At 52.0% G+C, this 18,241-nt stretch carries 14 protein-coding genes and 1 other annotated feature; of the genes, 9 read left to right on the top strand and 5 right to left on the bottom strand.

What is annotated here, in order from left to right; genetic code table 11:
• The first annotated feature begins 22 nt into the window (after positions 1-22).
• Both P0X86_RS24335 and P0X86_RS24330 read left to right on the top strand, forming a co-directional pair.
• Positions 23-1,372 carry an aminotransferase-like domain-containing protein gene (locus P0X86_RS24335; protein ID WP_213579462.1) on the top strand — a complete coding sequence of 450 codons (1,350 nt, stop codon included), beginning with the start codon at positions 23-25 and terminating at the stop codon, positions 1,370-1,372.
• Between the two features lie 32 nt (positions 1,373-1,404).
• On the top strand, positions 1,405-1,779 hold the full coding sequence (locus P0X86_RS24330; RefSeq protein ID WP_277746673.1) for a winged helix-turn-helix transcriptional regulator: 375 nt from the start codon (positions 1,405-1,407) through the stop codon (positions 1,777-1,779).
• 66 nt (positions 1,780-1,845) lie between these two features.
• Here the strand turns inward: P0X86_RS24330 and P0X86_RS24325 are convergent, their stop codons facing one another.
• From P0X86_RS24325 to mgtE, 3 genes are all read right to left on the bottom strand, one after another.
• Complete coding sequence (locus tag P0X86_RS24325; RefSeq protein ID WP_277746672.1) at positions 1,846-2,922, bottom strand: SDR family oxidoreductase; 1,077 nt, start codon at positions 2,920-2,922, stop codon at positions 1,846-1,848.
• A 271-nt stretch (positions 2,923-3,193) separates the two neighbouring features.
• Positions 3,194-3,790, bottom strand: coding sequence for a DUF1349 domain-containing protein (locus P0X86_RS24320; RefSeq protein ID WP_192570943.1), 597 nt, complete (start codon positions 3,788-3,790; stop codon positions 3,194-3,196).
• A 190-nt stretch (positions 3,791-3,980) separates the two neighbouring features.
• The gene (gene mgtE / locus P0X86_RS24315) at positions 3,981-5,336 is read right to left on the bottom strand and encodes a magnesium transporter (RefSeq protein WP_213579458.1); all 1,356 of its coding nucleotides are present in this window, start codon (positions 5,334-5,336) and stop codon (positions 3,981-3,983) included.
• A gap of 211 nt (positions 5,337-5,547) precedes the next feature.
• On the opposite strand from mgtE, the gene P0X86_RS24310 reads away from it, so the two are divergent.
• Both P0X86_RS24310 and P0X86_RS24305 read left to right on the top strand, forming a co-directional pair.
• A complete protein-coding gene (locus P0X86_RS24310; protein ID WP_213579457.1) occupies positions 5,548-6,468 on the top strand; it encodes an aldo/keto reductase in 921 nt (306 codons plus the stop codon).
• A gap of 211 nt (positions 6,469-6,679) precedes the next feature.
• A complete protein-coding gene (locus P0X86_RS24305; RefSeq protein ID WP_192570946.1) occupies positions 6,680-7,636 on the top strand; it encodes a 3'-5' exoribonuclease YhaM family protein in 957 nt (318 codons plus the stop codon).
• Between the two features lie 74 nt (positions 7,637-7,710).
• On the opposite strand, the gene P0X86_RS24300 is transcribed toward P0X86_RS24305, so the two are convergent.
• Both P0X86_RS24300 and P0X86_RS24295 read right to left on the bottom strand, forming a co-directional pair.
• Complete coding sequence (locus tag P0X86_RS24300) at positions 7,711-9,168, bottom strand: sensor histidine kinase (protein WP_277746671.1); 1,458 nt, start codon at positions 9,166-9,168, stop codon at positions 7,711-7,713.
• Positions 9,165-9,860: a response regulator transcription factor gene (locus tag P0X86_RS24295; RefSeq protein ID WP_277746670.1), complete on the bottom strand. Its 696-nt coding sequence runs from the start codon at positions 9,858-9,860 to the stop codon at positions 9,165-9,167. The genes P0X86_RS24300 and P0X86_RS24295 overlap by 4 nt, the downstream gene beginning before the upstream one ends.
• Before the next feature lie 343 nt (positions 9,861-10,203).
• Between P0X86_RS24295 and P0X86_RS24290 the strand changes: the two genes are divergently transcribed.
• The 5 genes from P0X86_RS24290 (at position 10,204) to P0X86_RS24270 (ending at position 18,126) form a co-directional block, all read left to right on the top strand.
• Positions 10,204-11,412: a DUF418 domain-containing protein gene (locus tag P0X86_RS24290; RefSeq protein ID WP_277746669.1), complete on the top strand. Its 1,209-nt coding sequence runs from the start codon at positions 10,204-10,206 to the stop codon at positions 11,410-11,412.
• 429 nt (positions 11,413-11,841) lie between these two features.
• Positions 11,842-12,912: a bifunctional 3-deoxy-7-phosphoheptulonate synthase/chorismate mutase gene (locus P0X86_RS24285; RefSeq protein WP_096776156.1), complete on the top strand. Its 1,071-nt coding sequence runs from the start codon at positions 11,842-11,844 to the stop codon at positions 12,910-12,912.
• 81 nt (positions 12,913-12,993) lie between these two features.
• Positions 12,994-13,223: a binding site (T-box leader), on the top strand.
• A 95-nt stretch (positions 13,224-13,318) separates the two neighbouring features.
• The gene (locus tag P0X86_RS24280; protein WP_192570950.1) at positions 13,319-14,887 is read left to right on the top strand and encodes a 2-isopropylmalate synthase; all 1,569 of its coding nucleotides are present in this window, start codon (positions 13,319-13,321) and stop codon (positions 14,885-14,887) included.
• Between the two features lie 426 nt (positions 14,888-15,313).
• Positions 15,314-16,885, top strand: coding sequence for an extracellular solute-binding protein (locus P0X86_RS24275; RefSeq protein WP_096776154.1), 1,572 nt, complete (start codon positions 15,314-15,316; stop codon positions 16,883-16,885).
• A gap of 29 nt (positions 16,886-16,914) precedes the next feature.
• Entirely contained in the window at positions 16,915-18,126 is a 1,212-nt protein-coding gene (locus P0X86_RS24270; RefSeq protein ID WP_277746668.1) for a glucuronate isomerase, read from the top strand.
• Positions 18,127-18,241: the final 115 nt, after the last annotated feature.

Genomic DNA, 18,241 nt, shown 5'->3' with positions numbered 1-18,241 from the left:
TAGAAAAGACAGGAGGTGCATGATGCAAAAATACTTGTCCATTCTCTCGGAGCTGGAAACCAAAATTTCGGAAGGACAGTATCGTCCGGGGCAGAAGCTGCCTTCCGTGCGGCGTGCGGCAGCCATGTACGGATGCAGCATCAGCACCGTACTGCGGGCATACGCCGAGCTGGAGAAACGGCATGCGATTTATTCCGTATCCCAAAGCGGGTATTATGTGGTTGACCGTCCGAAATCGGAGGAGGACGGGAGCGTTCATGCGATGATCGATTTTTCTTCGGCCTCCCCGGACGTGAATGTATTCCCGTATTTAGATTTTCAACATTGCCTGAACAAGGCGATTGATACCTATAAATATGAGCTGTTTACGTATGGCGATACGCAAGGGATGGAGAAGCTTCGCCATACCCTGGTCTCTCACCTGGCCGGAAATCAGGTGTTCACTACCGCCGAGAGAACCGTGGTCACGGCAGGCGCTCAGCAGGCGCTCGAGATCTTGGCGAAAATGCCGTTCCCTGGCGGAAAGTCCATCATTCTGGTGGAACAGCCCAGCTACAATAACTACCTGAAGTTTCTGGAGAGCGAGGGGTTCCCCGTTATCGGAATCGCGCGCACGGCAGCTGGCATCGACCTGCAGGCTTTGGAGGAGCAATTCCGAACCGGACGCATTAAATTTTTCTATACGATGCCGAGATATCATAATCCGCTGGGCACTTCCTACGGCGCCGAGCAGAGGAAGGCCATTGCAAACCTGGCGACCCGATATCGCGTTTATATTGTGGAAGACGACTATATGGCCGATTTAGGCGAAGAACGGGGATACGATCCAATCTATGCGTACAACAGATCCTCGCACGTGGTGTATCTGAAGAGCTTCTCAAAGATCGTTTTTCCCGGACTGCGATTAGGGGCCGTCGTCCTGCCGGAACGATTGCTCGAAACGTTCCATGCCTACAAAAGTTACGGGGATACGTCGCTGCTTTCCCAAGCGGCACTCGAAATTTATATCAGCAACGGGATGTACGAGCGGCATAAACAGAAAATTTACAGCCAGTACGAAACCCGAATGCAAGCTTTGAACGCTGCGGTGCAGCGGATCGAGGGGACCGGGTTCATTGAAGCCGTGCCCGGCGACGGCGGTATATATCAGCTGTTTAAGCTGCCCCAGACCGTGAACCTGGAGCGGTTGATCAGGCGGCTGAAGGAACGGAACGTTCATGTGGTGTCCGGCAAGCTGTTTTATCTGTCCGACTACCTGATGCGCGAGAAGTTTATACGTATCAGCATTTCCAGAGCGCGATTGGATCAGATCGAGGAAGGTGTTCGTGTTATAGAGGAAGAAGTAAAGCGGGAGATCGGAAATCTGTGGTAATGCCATATGTGTAACGAAGGAGCGAGGCTTGCATGGAGTCTAAAGAAAAAGTGTACAACACGGCGGTCGAAGCTACGCTGGAGGTCATTGGCGGAAAGTGGAAACCGGTCATTCTCTTTCATCTTACTTTCGGCAAAAGGCGAAATAGCGAATTTTTAAGCCTGATTCCCCAGATCACCCAGAAAATGCTGACACAGCATCTGCGGGAGCTGGAAGAGGAGGGCGTTATAGTACGCAAAACGTACAATCAGGTTCCACCCAAGGTGGAGTATGAACTGAGCGAGTATGGCTGGAGCCTGAAGGAGATTCTTCATCTGATGTGCCGATGGGGAGATGCGCATATCGAGCGAAAATACGGCGAGTCCGCAACCGTGCTGGAAAAGCCTGCGCTTGAAGGAACGCATTAACCTGCAGGAGAAGAGCCGGCTATTCCTCTTATAGTCGGCTCTTCGTCATGCAGGTTGCGCGTTCGCTTAAGGAATGACTTTACGCCACCGGAGCTCGTCAAAGATGTTCATGAACATGGCCTCCGTATCGACATACTCATGAAACCCGAAGCGGCGGGCCTTCGAGCCGTCTGCAAAGAAATCATAATCCCAGGAGAACACGAAATCACCGAACTTCCAGGATAAAAGCTCTTCATAATCGTGCTTCGCAAGCCCATGCTTCTCAATCATGCGATTCCAAACCGGCTCTTTATCCGCCATGACCGTTTCCAGATTCATCTGCAGGGGCGGTGCGGTTTCCATCTCAAAATACGATGCGATCTTCGGCCACAATTCGTTCCAGCGGAACAGGTCCCCGTTCGTAATATTGAAGGCTTGATTGGCGCAGCGTTGATCGGTCGCCGCCCAAACGGTCGCCTTCGCGAGCAGATCGGCATCGGTCATCTCCAGCAGGCTGTGATAGGCTCCCGGCTTACCTGGAAAACGCAGAGGAATGCCGAGCTCTTTCGAGATCGAGGCATAGACGGCAATGACCATCGCCAGATTCATCGGGTTTCCAAGGGCGAATCCGCTGACAACGGAGGGGCGCAGCGCGGACCAGGTCCAGGCTTTGCCTTGCTGCCGTACCTCCAGGAAGTTCTGCTGATCCACATTGAACTCCGGCGGCATATGATTCGCATCCGTTTCCCGGGCCGGCGTCTTGAACGGACCGAGATGCGCGCCGTATACCTTATAGCCCTGCATCAGGCTGACATGCTGCAGATTGTCGGCAATGGGCTCGATCGCCTCCACGACATGAACGAGCATGGCCAGATTCGGCGCGACGAGTTCGGCCCATGTTGGCCGGTCCTGATAGGCTGCGTAGAAGATATGCGTCACTTCGGTCAAGGAGCTTAATTTGGCGATCGTATCCTCCCGATCAAGCAGGTTCGCGGAGATATAACGTACGCGGTTCGTGGATTCCCCGCCTCGGCGCGATACGCCGATGATATCCCAGCCTTGAAGCGTCGCAAGGTACTCGATGAGGTTGCGGCCGATCACCCCGTTGGCCCCTACAACCAAAGCCGTTTTTTGCGAATGATGTGAACGTTGATCTGTATTCATATAAGTTCATCTCCTAACGTCATGTTCTTGATTAATGTCATTTTGCACGTTAGGGTTCGGCTTGAGAAGTACGCACTTTGAAGTGATGTAATTACTTTTTGGTAACGTTTAAGCAGTACCAGCCCTTTTAACCAAGGAAATATTTGAACTGCATTTATTGAGGACAAGAACTTGCAACGTGTATCCTTATCAATAGCCGTGTAATGCTGCTAAGTGTAGGGCACGATTTGCGTCCGTAAACCAAAAAAAGAAGCAGCTCATGAGCTAACTTCTAAAACCTGCTTTCCTCATCGGATTCTGATAATAACAAAGACAGAAATTGGACTCGACAGCCTGCTCCCATCGGTGATTGAGCGACCACACCTGCAGTAAAAGGAATCGGGGCATCCATTCCGAAGTATCGAATCAATTTCCAAACTTCACCATCGGATGAGTAGTAAAAGGAAATCGTTTTGTCTTTCTTCGTCATTTTCAAATAAGGATTGCTGACGAATACACGCTCAGAATTACAGTCATCCGAAACACCGTTCCGAGTAACGACGGACACGATGGTTGCATGTTCACCATTGAATTCATAACATAGCTTGGCCCAATTGTTCTCGTCTGCCATCAACATCAAGCACCCGGAATCATATAAATGATGCATGTCTACCTGAAGCTGCGTTATTAGCTGGAATGTTGAATCAACCTGAAGATGAAGATAGGGTGCAGAATGAGCAATATGTTTTCCTGCAGGGTCTTTGAAAAAATCAGCTTTCGATGGAGCATCCATGATGAGCCCGTCATCTGTCGTAAACTCCCAATGTCCAGGTTCATTAAGCCACATTAGTTTCTCTCTTGCTTCAGGATGAAATAAATTTTTACTCATCGCCATTTCTCCTCTTTTACGTATATGATAACGCGGATAGCATCCATTGCAAACTTTTTCCTCATTATCCCATAAGATCCAGACGATTTGAGATCATGATATCCTTAAACTGGCGGATCCCAAAAAAGACTTCCGGTAATTTCCCGGAAGCCTTTTTTATCGAGAGGGATGGTTAATCCCAAGTGCTCGGTCAGATATAGGTAAGAAACAGGGTAGCGATGCCAAAGTAGATAACAAGCGAGAGAATATCGTTAATGGTTGTAATGAGCGGACCGGAAGCCACAGCCGGATCGATCTTGAATTTGAACAGAATGAGGGGGATGACGGTGCCGGCCATCGTGCCCACGATCAGCGTGGCAATCAACGAGCTTCCGACCACAAACCCCAAGTAGAGGTTGCCCTGCCAAAAGTATGCGATCAGGGAAATCAGAATGCCGCACGTCACCCCGATCATTAGCCCGACCTTCAGTTCCCTGGCTAACAGCCGAAACACCAGCGATTTGGTCATTTCTTTGGTGGTCAAGCCTCTTACGATGACAGCAAGCGACTGCGTTCCGGTATTTCCGGTCATTCCTGCAATCATAGGCATGAAGAAGGCCAGCGCCACAACCTGCGCCAGCGTCTCTTCAAATCTGGAAATGATCGTTCCCGAGATCAGCCCGATGAATAAGAGCAGGATCAACCACGGCAATCTTCGATAGGCGGCAACGGTTGCTTTGGTGTTGAAGTCGATGGTTTTGCCTCCGGTGGCGTTCATTTTCCGAATGTCCTCATCGGCTTCCTTAATGACGACGTCCAGGATATCGTCAACCGTAATGATCCCAACAAGACGGTTGTCCTGCTCAACGACGGGGATAGCAACCAAATCGTATTTTTGGATTATGTGCGCAACTTCCTCCTGATCGGCATCCACGGGCACGGACAGCACCCGGCTGTGCATGATGTCCACGATATATTCCTCCGGCTCGGCCAAGATGAGTCCCCGGTAAGACACCACGCCCATCAGCTTCTTGTCATGATCAATGACGTACAGATAGTTGATGGTTTCCGAAATGGAGACGTAGGTTTTCAGCTTCTGGACCACCTCCGAAACGGTGTAATGCTGGGGGATCCACACATAACGGTTCGTCATGATTCGGCCGGCGGTTTCCGGCGGGTATTTCATCAGGTTCAGGACAAATTGGGATTCCTCGTCCCGCATTCCCTTGAGAAATTCGTCCTTCTGCTCGGGTGACAGCTCGTCCAGCAGAATGGCGAGGTCGTCGTTATCCATCAAGTCCAGGATGATGGCCGTTCTCTCTTTGCCCAGCCTGCCCAGAACTTCGATTTGCCGGTCATGCTCCATTTCCTGAATCATGTCGGCCAGTTGTTCCTCGTTCAGAAACTGAAGAAAGCGGGTTTGTTCCGTGTCGCTCAGGTGGCTATGTATTTTTGCCAGGTCATAAGGGAGAAATTCGTCGATGATGCGCTGAAAATCATTTGACGTCTTTGCCTTTAGACTCTCTGTAATGTCCGGCATCCATTGCTCAAGTGTCCGGGAATTCACGCCATGACTCCTCCTTTCTTGTTCCGTCCCATGATAACGAAATGTACGTATTATAGGGTTCACCATAACGACTTGTTGTTAAACAGCATGGACACGGCGAGTGCATGAAAAAAGGATTGGCGAACGAAAAAAGAATCCTCGGCAAGAGTTGCAAACGCTTGCATTTTACAATAAGATATAGGCGCACAAATTCATGAGTAGGGGTGAGTATATGAAATACAGACGTCTCGGGAAAACCAATTTGAAAGTATCGGTAGTCGGAGTGGGAACCTGGCAGTTTGGCGGTGATTGGGGGAAGGATTTCAACCAAAAGGAAGTCGATGCCATCTTGACGCATGCCAAGGAGCTGGGCATTAATTTGCTGGATACAGCCGAATGTTACGGGCCCCATCATATGTCCGAGAATTTCATCGGTGATTTCTTGGCGCGCGACCGCCGCGAGGATTGGGTCATTGCCTCCAAGTTTGGCCATCGATGGCATGAGCAATGGGAGAATGCTTGGGATGCGAAGCAGATCCGAATACAGCTGGAGGAATCACTTAAAGCGCTTCGTACCGATTATATCGACCTGTATCAATTCCATTCCGGCTCGGATGAAGTGTTCAACAATGATGAGATGTGGACGATGCTGGACAAGCAGGTCCAAGCGGGAACCATCCGCAATCTGGGCATATCCATCGGAAGCAACAGAAATATCTATCAAACCGACAAGGCGGCGGAGGTGAATGCCAAAGCCATCCAGGTCGTGTATAACCGTCTCGATCAGGCGCCGGAGGAAGAGGTTCTCCCTTCATGTTTGAAGCAGGATCTTGGCGTATTGGCGCGAGTTCCGCTTGCGAGCGGCTACTTAAGCGGAAAATACAAGCCTGGCACGGTATTCAGCGACAATGTGCGCAAGAACCGTGACCAGGATGAGATCGACGCCAAGCTGAAGCTTGTGGAGGAGATCAAGCAGAATGAAGTGCCGGAGGGCGTGAATATGGCCGAGTGGGCCTTGGCCTGGTGCTTGAAGCATCCGGCCGTCAGCTGCGTCATTCCCGGCTGCAAGAGCGTGGAACAGGTGGAGATGAACGCGAAGGCCGTGGAGCTGGATTTGGTGCAGGACGACCATCCGGGAGCCTGGAAATCTTAATACCCGCCCCGAATCGATAGCGAAGAGGGCGATAGCAGAAAAAGCACCCGCGGGTGCTTTTTCTTGTGTCATCCCTATCCTGCCTGCGAACCGGCAACCGTCCGCTTCGCAGGCAGGAATCTGCGATTTTACAGAGCTGGTATAGGGTAATAGACTCACTGTACGGGACTTTGTTATAGTAAACCTAACGGGATTTTTTGGGGAGGAACAGATGAAACCTATTAATAAACTCAGCATACAAGATGATTTTGTCGGTTTTTATTTGTTAAAAGAATTGAATATGAGACAGACCAACGGCACGCCGCCGAAAGACTATTTCGATATTGTTCTCGCGGATGCCAGCGGTCAAATATCGGCCAAGTACTGGGATGTGACCATACAGGATAAAGAAACGTTCCTGCCGATGCAATTGGTCAAAATCCAGGGAACCGTACTGAGCTACAGGGACCAGCCTCAAGTCAAGATCAGCCGTATCCGCAAGGCCACCGATGCGGATGGCGTCTCGTTAACGGATTTTGTGAGGGCTGCGCCCATTCGCCCCGTGGATCTGTTACATACGATCAAACTTACGATGAACGAGATTACGGAGCCGCAGGTGCGAAGCATCGTACAGTATTGCGTGTCGAAGGTGGAAGAGAAGCTGATGCATTATCCGGCTGCCAAAACCTATCATCATGCCTATTACGCCGGGCTGGCTTACCATATCGTCCGCATGCTGGAGATTGGCGATTTCATCTGCAAGCAGCGGCCGTTTCTGAATCCGGATTTGATCAGGGCGGGCATTATCCTGCATGATATCGCGAAGCCGGAAGAGATGATCGCACAGATGGGCATCGTAACGGATTACAGCAACCAGGGCAAGCTGATAGGGCATATCGCCCTGGCGTCCAACTGGATCGTGGAGGCGGCGATCGAGAACGGCATCGCGCTTGAATCCGAAGTAGTTTTGGGCTTGCAGCATCTGGTGCTTTCCCATCATAACCTCGGAGAGTGGGGCAGCCCGGTTCAGCCGCAAACGGCCGAGGCCGTCGCGCTGCATCATATCGATCTGCTGGATGCCAAGATGCAGATGGTAGAGGACGCCCTGGATACGACGATTGAAACGGAGCCGTGGACACCAATGATCCGCGGCCTGGATAATAAAGCGATTTATCGGTTGAAGGTATGACAATAAAGGCATTCCCCGATCCATTGGCCCGCATTGGATTGTGGGCATGCCTTTTCATTATGGTGTAGGACGGCTCATGTTCCCTGGATCGGCAGCGTAAACCGCACCGTTGCCCCGCGAATCGGGTTGTTCTCGGCAACAATATGTCCTCCATGGTGCTGAACGAGAAGTTTGGCGATATACAGTCCCAGACCGGAATGCCCTTTTTGCCTGGAAGAATGAACCTGCCCCTGATAAAAAGGCTTAAACACCTGCTGCAGATGCCGCTGCTGCCCAAAGCCTGTTCCGTTATCCGTGACGGCCATCACTACCTGCTGCTCGGTGATCTCGATGTGCCATAGAATCCGCCCGGCTTCAGGGGTGTAGCGAAGGCTGTTGGATACGAGATTGTCCAGAACCTGGATGATGCGATAGGGATCGAGCATGATCGGAGTCTTGGCCGTTCGGTTATCGTAAACCTTCGATTGGAAGGCGATGTTCTTCCCCCTGCATAAAGCGGCATATTCCCCGGTTTTTTCGTCCGCCAATTCTTCGATATCCACGGGAAGCGGCTGGAGCCGAAAAGACACCTTCTCGATCTCCGCCATGGTGTTCATGTCTTGAAGAAGCTTCGAAGCGCGGGTTGTGTTCCGTTTGATGACCTGCAGGTACTGCAGCCGTTTGCCTTCATCAGGCTCCCCGTTCATCTGCTCCAGCCCCTCGACATGGCCTTGAACAATCGTTAGCGGCGTCCGAAGGTCGTGAGCGAGCGCCGCAAACATGGTGCTTCGTTCTTGCTCCATTCTCCACTCCCGCTCGATGGAATGCTCCAGCTCCTGACGCATGTCTTCAAAAGCCTTCGTTAGCCGGTTTACCTCCGTAATGGACGAAGCCCCGGACATGCTAAAGCCTAAATTACGCTCTTTAATCATTTCGGCTCCTTGCAGAAGCTGCTGCAGCGGAGCGCTGATTTTTCGGCTGAACCGCCTGCCGAATACCAAGGTGAACAAAACGATATACAAAAATGGCGTCAGGAAGAATGCAAGGAACCCAAAGGTCACCAAGGGATTCAGCGCAGGATTGGCCGCCGTTACCTTCAGGCTGTATCCAACCAGCAGAGCCCCGATCAGATTGCCGTCCCGGGAGACAACCGGCTTGTATACTACGATTTCATTCATGCCGCTGCGCGTCTGGTTTAATCGCGCCAGGATCTTCTGCCGGTTAAGCGATTCATGGATATGAAGATCCCCGTATAAGGGTTTGCCGGTAAGGGACACGACCAGGTAGGACATGCCCTGTGAGGGAATCACCTTTTCCAGCTCGGCTTGCCCCTCCGTGCTCATGATGGAGTCGCCCCGGCTCTGGGCGTATTCCGTAATCACGGGGATTTGCGCCTCGTAATGATTTGCCGGGAGCGCGATGTCATGGTTGAACAAGTAACCCAGCAGCATCACGAGCAGTCCCCAGGTCACAAGCGTAGCCAGCAAGCTGCAGACCAGAATCGAGACGAAATGGCGGGCGAACGTATTTTTGATGGAACGCTGTTTCGTCATTGGGGATCCCACTTGTAGCCGATGCCCCAGACGGTTTGAATAAAGCTGCGGTTCTGTGCGTGGGCGGCCAGCTTGGCCCGGATTTTCTTGATATGCTCGGTGATGGTAGAGTCGTCCCCATCGGCGTCTAATCCCCATAACTTCTCGTAAATCTGCTCCCTGGAAAAGACCTGTCCCTGATGCATCGCCAGCAGTTCTACGATCTGAAATTCCTTATTTGTTAGCGTGAGGTCGTGCCCGTTGCAGCTAACGGCATGCCCCCTGCAATCGATCGTCAGGGCTTGGAACCGCAGGATGCCCTGTTCTTTTTGCGTGTGGATTCGCTGTTCCCGCCGCAGATGGGCATGGATTCGGGCTTTTAATTCCGCGAGGCTGAAGGGCTTGAGCAGATAATCATCCCCGCCTGCCGCCAGACATTTAATTCGGTCCATTTCACTCTGGCAGGCGCTCAGGAACACAATGGGGCACAACGTCGTTTCCCTTAGCTGCTTGCAGACCTCAATGCCGTCCATCTCGGGCATCATCACATCGAGTATGATCAGGGACGGATGCTGCTTGCTCTGGATTAACGCCTCCTGTCCGCTTCCAGCCGTGAGTACGCGGTAGCCTTCAAGCTCCAATGAATCTTGTATAAAAGAGATGATTTCTTCTTCGTCATCCACCAATAGGATCGTTTCGTTTGCCATATCCATTACATCCTCCAAGAAATAGCTATTCAAAAGGTCTATCTGGTAAGTGTACACGTCATTTCTAAAGAAAGAATAAAGAAAGTCCTGTTACTTGAAGTTTATATATGCCCCTACTTCAACGGAGCAGGCGGAATCGTTCTGGAGAAGCGGGAGCGGTCGCCTTTGCCCCCGGATTTCAACCATTCTTAAATGGATAGATAGAAATCTGGGGGCAACAGCGATCGGAAGAATGATCCGCATGCGCAGTGATGCTTAAGCTGCTGTATACTTACAGGCCAATTTGAGTTTCTTTATCCTTTCTTTATGATTGTACCTTAACCTGTAGGCACAATGATAAGGAGGTACGATGATGGCAACGAATTCACAGCCCAGAATACAGCTCATCGATAGCTTGAGGGGATTTGCACTATTAGGCATCTTTTTGGTGAACATTACGTTTTTTACGACATCGCTGCAAACCATTTCGTTCGGGGTCGAATTATGGTCGGGCTGGTACAATGAAGTCCTGATGATGCTGCGCGGGATTGTCATTGACGGCAAATTCATTTTGATTTTTTCCTTCCTGTTCGGCTACGGCATGGTGCTGTTACGGGAAAGCAGTCAGGCGAAAGGCCGCAGTTTTAACCGCATCTATGCCCGAAGATTAACGGCTCTGCTTCTGATCGGTCTGATCCACGGAATCTTGATATGGTACGGGGACGTTCTAACGCACTACGCGCTTATGGGATTCCTCCTGATGCTGTTTCAGCGCTGCAAGCCGAAAACGCTGCTGATCTGGTCGGTATCCCTGCTGCTGCTCGTTCCCGTTCTGCTAACGGGGGCAAGCCTGCTGAACCCGGCATCCGGCCAGGTATTCGAGCCGTTTAGCCCGACGGATACCCATCAGATGGGGATCTATTTCCAGGAGCGGGATGCCGCTATTTACGGGGAAGGGTCGATGGCCCAGATCATGGCTCAGCGGCTGAACGATTATATCAGCTCGATATTCAATATGGTGATATTTTACCCGCAAATTTTAGGCATGTTCCTGATGGGCGCCTACTTCTGCAAGCGCCGGATATTGCACGAGGTCCCGAAGCACCGGCAAGGGATTATCCGATTGGCCCTTCTGGGCGGAATCGCAGGTCTTGCGCTTCAGGTCGTGATGACGCTGGCGGTTGGACTTCCGTCCTGGGTCGAGGCCGCAGCCTTGTTCGTGGGGGCACCGCTCTTGGCGCTGGCTTACATCGGAGTTTTTGCACTTTTATACCAGAATAATTTCTGGAAGAAGGTGCTTCAGTGGTTTTCCTATCCCGGCAAAATGGCCTTCACCAACTATTTGCTTCAATCGATCCTGTGCGGATTGATTTTTTACAGCTACGGTCTGGGGTGGTACGGAACCATTGAGCCGGTCTGGCAGATGCTGATGGCCGTGATTATTTTTATTGTGCAAGCAGCCTGCAGCAAAGTCTGGTTCAAACGGCTCCCGATCGGCCCGTTCGAATATGTTTGGCGCCTGTTTACGTATTGGGGAAATCCCGTGAAACAAAGAGAAAGGGTGCATGCTCGTTCCTGAAGAATCAGGCCGCCCATTTAAATCATCGCTGCATCAAAGCACCCAAGCTTTAAATAAAACTCTTGCAATTTCAATCCGGGGTGTAATACAATGCTTCTAAATTAACCAACACGATATGTTATAACAAGCGATGATGGAAAGAGTAAGCGAAAGAACGTTCCTGACAGGAAAGGGCAGCCACCGACTGAGAGCGCCCAGGTGAAGGTTCTCCGCCGAAGTTCATTCCGGAGCTGGTATTCTGATCGTTTGCATGTTTCGTGCAAGCCTTAGGTTTACCCGTAACCCTTGCGTTAAGAGGTTCAAGTGAGATGTGCTTGCTATATTTTTCGCATATCTAATAAGGGTGGTACCACGACTCCTCGTCCCTTTCCGGGCGGGGGGTCTTTTTGTTTATATATACCAGAAAAAAATGCGAGGGAGAGATTCTAGATGAGTCAAGGACGTTTGGAGCAATTGAGATCGGAGCTTGATACCGTCAATCTTCAGCTGTTGGAGCTGCTGTCGGAGCGGGCGCGGATCGCCAAGGAAATCGGTCAGGAGAAAGTGAAGCAGGGAGTGCCAGATTTCGATCCGGTACGCGAGAAGAAAATGCTGGACACCTTGGTGGAACATAATCAAGGCCCTTTCGATAATGAGACGGTGCGTCATTTGTTTAAACAGATTTTTCAGGCATCCTTAAAGCTGCAGCAGGTCGATCATAAGAAGCATCTGCTGGTGAGCCGGAAGAAGAAGCAGGAGGATACGCTGATTCAGCTGGGCAGCACGGTGATCGGCGGCGGCACGCCGGTGATGATTGCAGGACCTTGTTCGGTTGAGAGTTATGAGCAGGTGCGCCAGGTTGCGGCAGCCCTCAAGGAAGCCGGCATTACCGTCATGCGCGGAGGAGCGTTCAAGCCGAGAACATCGCCTTACGATTTTCAGGGCTTGGGCGTGGAAGGCCTGAAAATTCTGAAGGAAGTGGCGTCCGAGTTCGGGCTGAAGACGATCAGCGAAATCGTGGATCCTGCCCATATCGAGCTTGCGTGCGAATACATTGACGTCATTCAGATCGGCGCGCGGAACATGCAGAACTTCGAGCTGTTGAAAGCGGCGGGGGATGTCCAAACGCCGGTGCTGCTGAAACGCGGGCTTGCGGCTACGATCGATGAGTTCGTGCACGCTGCGGAATACATCGTGTCCCGCGGCAATACCCAGGTGATGCTGATTGAACGCGGCATTCGGACGTACGAGAAGGCAACGAGAAACACCTTGGACATCTCGGCGGTGCCGATCCTGAAACAAGAAACGCATCTGCCGGTGCTGGTGGACGTGACGCATTCCACGGGCCGCAAAGACATTCTGGCCCCATGTGCCAGAGCGGCGCTGGCTGCGGGTGCAGACGGCGTGATGGTCGAGGTTCATCCCGATCCGGCCACGGCGTTGTCCGATGCGGCGCAGCAGCTGAATATTCCGGAATTCCATGATTTCCTGGCTAACGTAAGGAAGTCTGGATTGTTGTAAGAAGCATCGTTTTTAACTTCTGGAAAATGAAGGGTTGACAAATCGCCGTTCATTCCCTAAGATAGTTATCAAAATTCATATCGAAATGTTTTGATTAGAAATAGTAAAAGCGAAATGACTTTTCAGAGAGCCGTTGGCAGGTGCGAAACGGTAACGTCGTTCCCTTTGAACTCGTCTATGAACAGCTGCCTGAACATGTAGGGTTAGCCGGAGTTCCACCGTTACAGGGATAGATGGTGATGGCCATCGAAGAAGATCATTTTGCATAAAATGAATTAGAGTGGTACCGCGGGTTCAACCCCGCCTCTATACGTAGAGGCGGGGTTTTTTGTTGGTTAAATTCCGGGTTTAACCAACCCTGCTTGATATAGATAAACCAAGATCAGCGACCAAGGAGGAATTCCGAATGGAACGAAATATTATCGTATTGGACACAACCTTGCGCGACGGAGAACAGGTTCCCGGCGCCAAATTGAACGTACAGCAAAAAATCGAGTTTGCGCAGCAGCTGAAGCGGTTGAACGTCGATATTATCGAGGCGGGCTTTCCCGCGTCTTCGGCAGGAGACTTTCAGGCGGTTCAGGAAATCGCCCGCACCGTGGGCGACAGCGTATCGATCACTGCGCTTGCGCGCGCGGTGAAGGGCGATATCGATGCCGTATATGAAAGCATTAAGCTTGCGCAAAACCCGCTGATTCATATCGTGCTCGGTACCTCGAACATCCATGTGGAGAAGAAATTCAACCGCTCCAAGGATGCCGTGCTTCAGATGGGCGTAGATGCCGTGAAGTATGCCAAAACGCTGCTGCCTCAAGTTCAGTATTCGACGGAGGACGCATCCAGGTCCGATTTTGAATATCTGTGGAAAACGATCGAGGCCGTGGTAAAGGCCGGGGCAACGATGATCAACGTGCCGGACACGGTCGGTTATGCCGTGCCGGACGAATTCGGCGAATTGATCCGCAAAATCAACGAACGCTTGAAAAACCTGAACGATCAGGTGATCCTCAGCGTTCACTGTCATAACGACCTGGGGCTTGCTACGGCGAACACGCTCAGCGCCGTGCGGAACGGCGCCGAGAAAGTGGAATGCACCATCAATGGTTTAGGGGAGCGCGCAGGCAATACTTCGCTGGAAGAAGTGGTCATGGGACTGAAGGTCCGGGAGAATCATTTCAAAGCTTCCACCAATATCCGGCTCAAGGAGCTGATCCGAACCTCCAGGCTGCTGACGCATTTGACGGGCCTGGATGTGCAGGTGAACAAAGCGATAACGGGCGAGAACGCATTCGCGCACTCTTCCGGTATTCATCAGGACGGTCTGCTGAAGGATAAGCAGGTCTATGAAATTATGTCGCCGGAGGAAGTCGGCGCCGACAGCATGGAGCTGATCCTGACGGCGCGTTCGGGAAGGCATGCGTTCAAGAACGCGGTGGAGAAGCTGGGCTTCGAGACGGGCGAAGGCGAAGATTTTGAAGCGCTGTTTGAGAAATTCCTGCTGCTGGCCGATGCCAAGAAGGAAGTATATGACCATGACGTCTTTTATCTGGTGACCCAGCACCGCACCCATGAAGAAGTCAGCAGCCATCTGTACGAGCTGGACTCCTTCCAGGTCGTCACCAATGATCTGTATCCGACGGCAACCGTGAAGCTGAAGAAAGGCAGCGAGACATTCAGGGACAGTATGGTGGGGGATGGTCCGATCGATGCGCTGTACAGTGCCATTAAAGCGTTGGTCGGTTTGGACGTGCAGCTGAAGGATTACAAAATCAACAGTCTGTCGAGGGGAAAAGAAGCCATCGGCCGGGTAAACATTCGTATCGAATACCAGGGCAAAATCTATTCCGGACGCGCGATGGATACGGATATTATCAAGGCCAGCGCGCTGGCATTTCTTAACGGAATCAACGCGGTATTGCTTGATGCCGGCCACGATTCGCAGGCTCAGGCGCAAGCGCCGGTGAGTGCACGATAATAATGCCGATGAAACGGTTTGGGCAGCGGCGGACATCCGAAAGCCGTGTTTGCCTGTACGCCCCATGAGTTGGCTGCGTTCACCGAAGGGCAAGTAATAACAGTAAGTAATATAAATGAAAGAACCGACTTCGCGTAGCCCCGGAGTCGGTTTTTTTGTGCGTTGCGTAAAGTAGCGTTGATGACAGCGTTCCGATCCGAGCATATAACGGGCCAGCATAGGAAAACACAGGCGAGCTGAAAAAAGTACATGTCAACCGACGGGATTTGAATGATATTATGAAAGCGTTTTATAACCTAGGGTGATACTCTTCGGGGGGAGCGGGCTATCCGGCTTCATCCAAAGCCGGGGAGACTCGAAATCCGGGCAGTCATGTAGAAGCAACTGGATAGGCAATCTGCAAGAATAGGGAAGGAAGCGATGTGGATGAGAAGAAAATGGAGTTTTATTGTGATGAGTGCGCTAATCGCCTTAACGGCAGTCGGCTGTAACGGTGCCAAGGAAGCGGATGGAGGGAAAGCCGGTTCGTCCGGGGCCGCGGTTGATGGCAGGCTGTCCTTTACGATGTCCATGGCAACCAGCGGAAACAAACACGCCGAGCGTTCGAAGGATGTGAACGAGGAGAGATGGGTGAAGGAGCTTGAGAAGCGGACCAATACGGACATTCATCTGACGATGCTTCCGCTGAAGGATTTCGATAGCAAAATGACGCTGATGTTCGCTTCCAACGATATTCCTGACGTTGTCCAGAACGTGGGAGGGGCCACGAGCAAGGGGATGTCCGGCTCCGTAGAGGCCGGCGTATTCATGCCGCTTGACGATTTGCTGAAGGAGCATGCGCCGAACTTGATGAAGAGCGTGCCGAAGGAAGCGTGGCAGGAGACCAGCTATGACGGCAAAATATACGGAATCCCGGCCTGGCTGTCCAATCCGTCCCGGCGGGCGTTGTTCATCCGTACCGATCTGCTGGAGAAAACCGGCCTTCCGGCGCCCAAGACGGTGGACGAGTTTCTGGACGTGATGCGTGCGATGAAGAAGGAAGGCGTGGAATTCCCGTATCAGATGCGGGAGAATTTTAAATATGCCGATACGATATTAGGCGCTTTTGATGTGCTGCCGTCCCAGTTTGAGCTGCAGAACGGGGAGGTCGTACCCAAGTTCTTCGACGTGGAGAATATGACGAAGGCGCTGGAGACCTATAAGACCATGTACGACGAAGGCTTGATTCCGAAGGATTTTGCAACCTTGACATCCAGTGACTACGGCAAAAACAACGAGAGCGGCAAGTCGGGCATGTGGTCGGCCAACGCGCAGCTGCTCGCGGAATACCGCGGCAAGCTGAAGAACGCCGTGCCGGAGGCTAAACTGGACATCATTCCTGCGCCGAAAGGACCTGAGAACGTCGGAGGCCATCTGCTATACTCCAGCATTAATACGTCTTACTACATTAACAGCAAGGTGTCGGAGGAAAAGGCGATCGGCATCATCAAGTTTTTCGATTGGATGCTGACGCCGGAGGCGGAAACGTACTTCTCGTTCGGAATTGAAGGCGAAACCTATACGAATGAGAATGGAACGGTAAAGTTCACGGCGCCGACTACGCCGGAGGCCATGGATGAGGACCGCTTCCGCGCCATGTTCTGGTTTGTGCACGATATGGTTTATAACAAGGCAAGAGAAGAGCTGACGGAAGACGGGCGGGACATGATCAAGTATATGGATACCGTGGTCTTCAAGGAAGGGCTCGGATCGATACGCTTCTCGCCTGCACTGGACGCGTATGCCAAATATCCGGATGCTGCCCCGCAGGGCGATGACGTGGGCCCGAAGCTGGTTCTTGATCATATGATCAAAATGATCTATGGCAGGGAACCGATCTCGGACTGGCCGAACGTAATCGAGGAATATAAGAAAAAAGGCGGCCTTGAAATCATCAAGGAAGCGACCGACCGTTACAACGAAGGGAAGGGCGTCGTCGTTTCGGAAAATCGAAAGTAGGCGATTTTTGAAGCGAAGGAGATGTTGGCATGAGCCTGCATGATAACGGCGGCAAACAAGCCGTGTTTTTTGAGCGAATTATGGGACTGCCGGTCTTTGATACCCATACCCACCTTGTCGGCGATCGGCTTGGCGCAAGGGATTTCTGGGAAATCGCGCACTACTTCTGGTTCTATCGGGAGCTCCAAGCCGGAGGCTATCCGGATGGAGCGGAGAAGCTGCCTGAGGAGGAACGCATAGCTGTATTTCTGAATGCCTACCGCTCGACGAGAAGCACGCTGATGAACTGGACATTCACTTCCATTATGCGCGAGTTATACGGGATCGGGATCAAGGATGAAGATTCGATCAGGGAAGCCATAACCGCAGTGCGGCATTCGGCCGCCGAAGAGGGATGGGCACAGCAAACGGCAGACCGGATGAATATCCGCCGGTTTGTCGTGAACCATCCGGAGCACGCTGCATTTCAAGGCATGCGGGATCCTGCGGTATGGATTCCCCGGATTGACGGAGCGCTGGGCCGATGGGTCGATCAGATCGTGCAATCCGACGAACCGGCCTGGACGTTTCACGCGATACGGGACGAGATAAACCGGCAGCTTGACGGTTATAAAGATGCGGGCTGCCCGGGCATTATGACCACGCTGCCGCGGTATGAATCGAGCGCGAACCTCCGCCGGGAGATCGGCTCGGCAAGCGGACGTGACGACATCTTGATGGAGCTGCTGCACTTTATGTGTGCGGCAGCCGATCGAAACGGCTTGCTAGTCCAGCTGTTTCTGGGCGTCGAGAGGTCATGGTGCGGCACGGCGTTCCCTGCGAACGATACGGAGCGGATCCTGAAGCTCGCCGCTTTATTCGAGACATACCGTTGTCCTTTTGAGCTTGTGCTTGCGTCGGAGCTGAACAATCTGGATGCGGTGCAGGCTGCCTGGAATTTTCCGAACGTTCATGTCGGGGGGATGTGGTGGTTCAACTTCCGGGCAAGCACGTACCGGGACAGCATGCAGTACCGTCTGGAAGCACTCCCGGCCAGTAAAAGCTCGGTGATCGTTTCGGATGCCCGCTGCATGGAATGGAGCTACGGCAAGATCCTGCTTGTGAAGAAGCTGGCTGCCGAGTTTCTGTGGGAGCGGGTCACGTCAGGCTGGATCGATGAAGAAACGGCGCTGCAGACGGCAGAAGAATGGTTCTACGCGAGTGCCGTGAAACGCTACGGTATATCCGCCGGAGGAGCTTGACGGACAACGAAAGTTTTTATGCAATAGTCGATCCTAACGGGATCGGCTTTTGCTGGTTCAACAAGAAACCGGAGGGATCAGGATTGACATATCGATAAATCTAGATATAATGATA

The organism is Paenibacillus sp. BR1-192 (assembly GCF_029542445.1).
GTDB classification, from domain to species: Bacteria; Bacillota; Bacilli; order Paenibacillales; family Paenibacillaceae; genus Paenibacillus_AQ; species Paenibacillus_AQ lautus_A.
This window is presented reverse-complemented; position numbering and strand designations above follow the sequence as displayed.

Excerpts from the sequence above, each read along its gene's own strand:
- P0X86_RS24320 (WP_192570943.1), bottom strand. The coding sequence starts at position 3,790 with ATGAGTAAAAATTTATTTCATCCTGAAGCAAGAGAGAAACTAATGTGG.
- P0X86_RS24295 (WP_277746670.1), bottom strand. The coding sequence starts at position 9,860 with ATGGATATGGCAAACGAAACGATCCTATTGGTGGATGACGAAGAAGAA.
- P0X86_RS24285 (WP_096776156.1), top strand. The coding sequence starts at position 11,842 with ATGAGTCAAGGACGTTTGGAGCAATTGAGATCGGAGCTTGATACCGTC.
- P0X86_RS24330 (WP_277746673.1), top strand. The coding sequence starts at position 1,405 with ATGGAGTCTAAAGAAAAAGTGTACAACACGGCGGTCGAAGCTACGCTG.
- P0X86_RS24305 (WP_192570946.1), top strand. The coding sequence starts at position 6,680 with ATGAAACCTATTAATAAACTCAGCATACAAGATGATTTTGTCGGTTTT.
- P0X86_RS24310 (WP_213579457.1), top strand. The coding sequence starts at position 5,548 with ATGAAATACAGACGTCTCGGGAAAACCAATTTGAAAGTATCGGTAGTC.
- P0X86_RS24275 (WP_096776154.1), top strand. The coding sequence starts at position 15,314 with ATGAGAAGAAAATGGAGTTTTATTGTGATGAGTGCGCTAATCGCCTTA.
- P0X86_RS24325 (WP_277746672.1), bottom strand. The coding sequence starts at position 2,922 with ATGAATACAGATCAACGTTCACATCATTCGCAAAAAACGGCTTTGGTT.
- P0X86_RS24300 (WP_277746671.1), bottom strand. The coding sequence starts at position 9,168 with ATGACGAAACAGCGTTCCATCAAAAATACGTTCGCCCGCCATTTCGTC.
- P0X86_RS24335 (WP_213579462.1), top strand. The coding sequence starts at position 23 with ATGCAAAAATACTTGTCCATTCTCTCGGAGCTGGAAACCAAAATTTCG.
- P0X86_RS24270 (WP_277746668.1), top strand. The coding sequence starts at position 16,915 with ATGAGCCTGCATGATAACGGCGGCAAACAAGCCGTGTTTTTTGAGCGA.
- P0X86_RS24280 (WP_192570950.1), top strand. The coding sequence starts at position 13,319 with ATGGAACGAAATATTATCGTATTGGACACAACCTTGCGCGACGGAGAA.
- P0X86_RS24290 (WP_277746669.1), top strand. The coding sequence starts at position 10,204 with ATGATGGCAACGAATTCACAGCCCAGAATACAGCTCATCGATAGCTTG.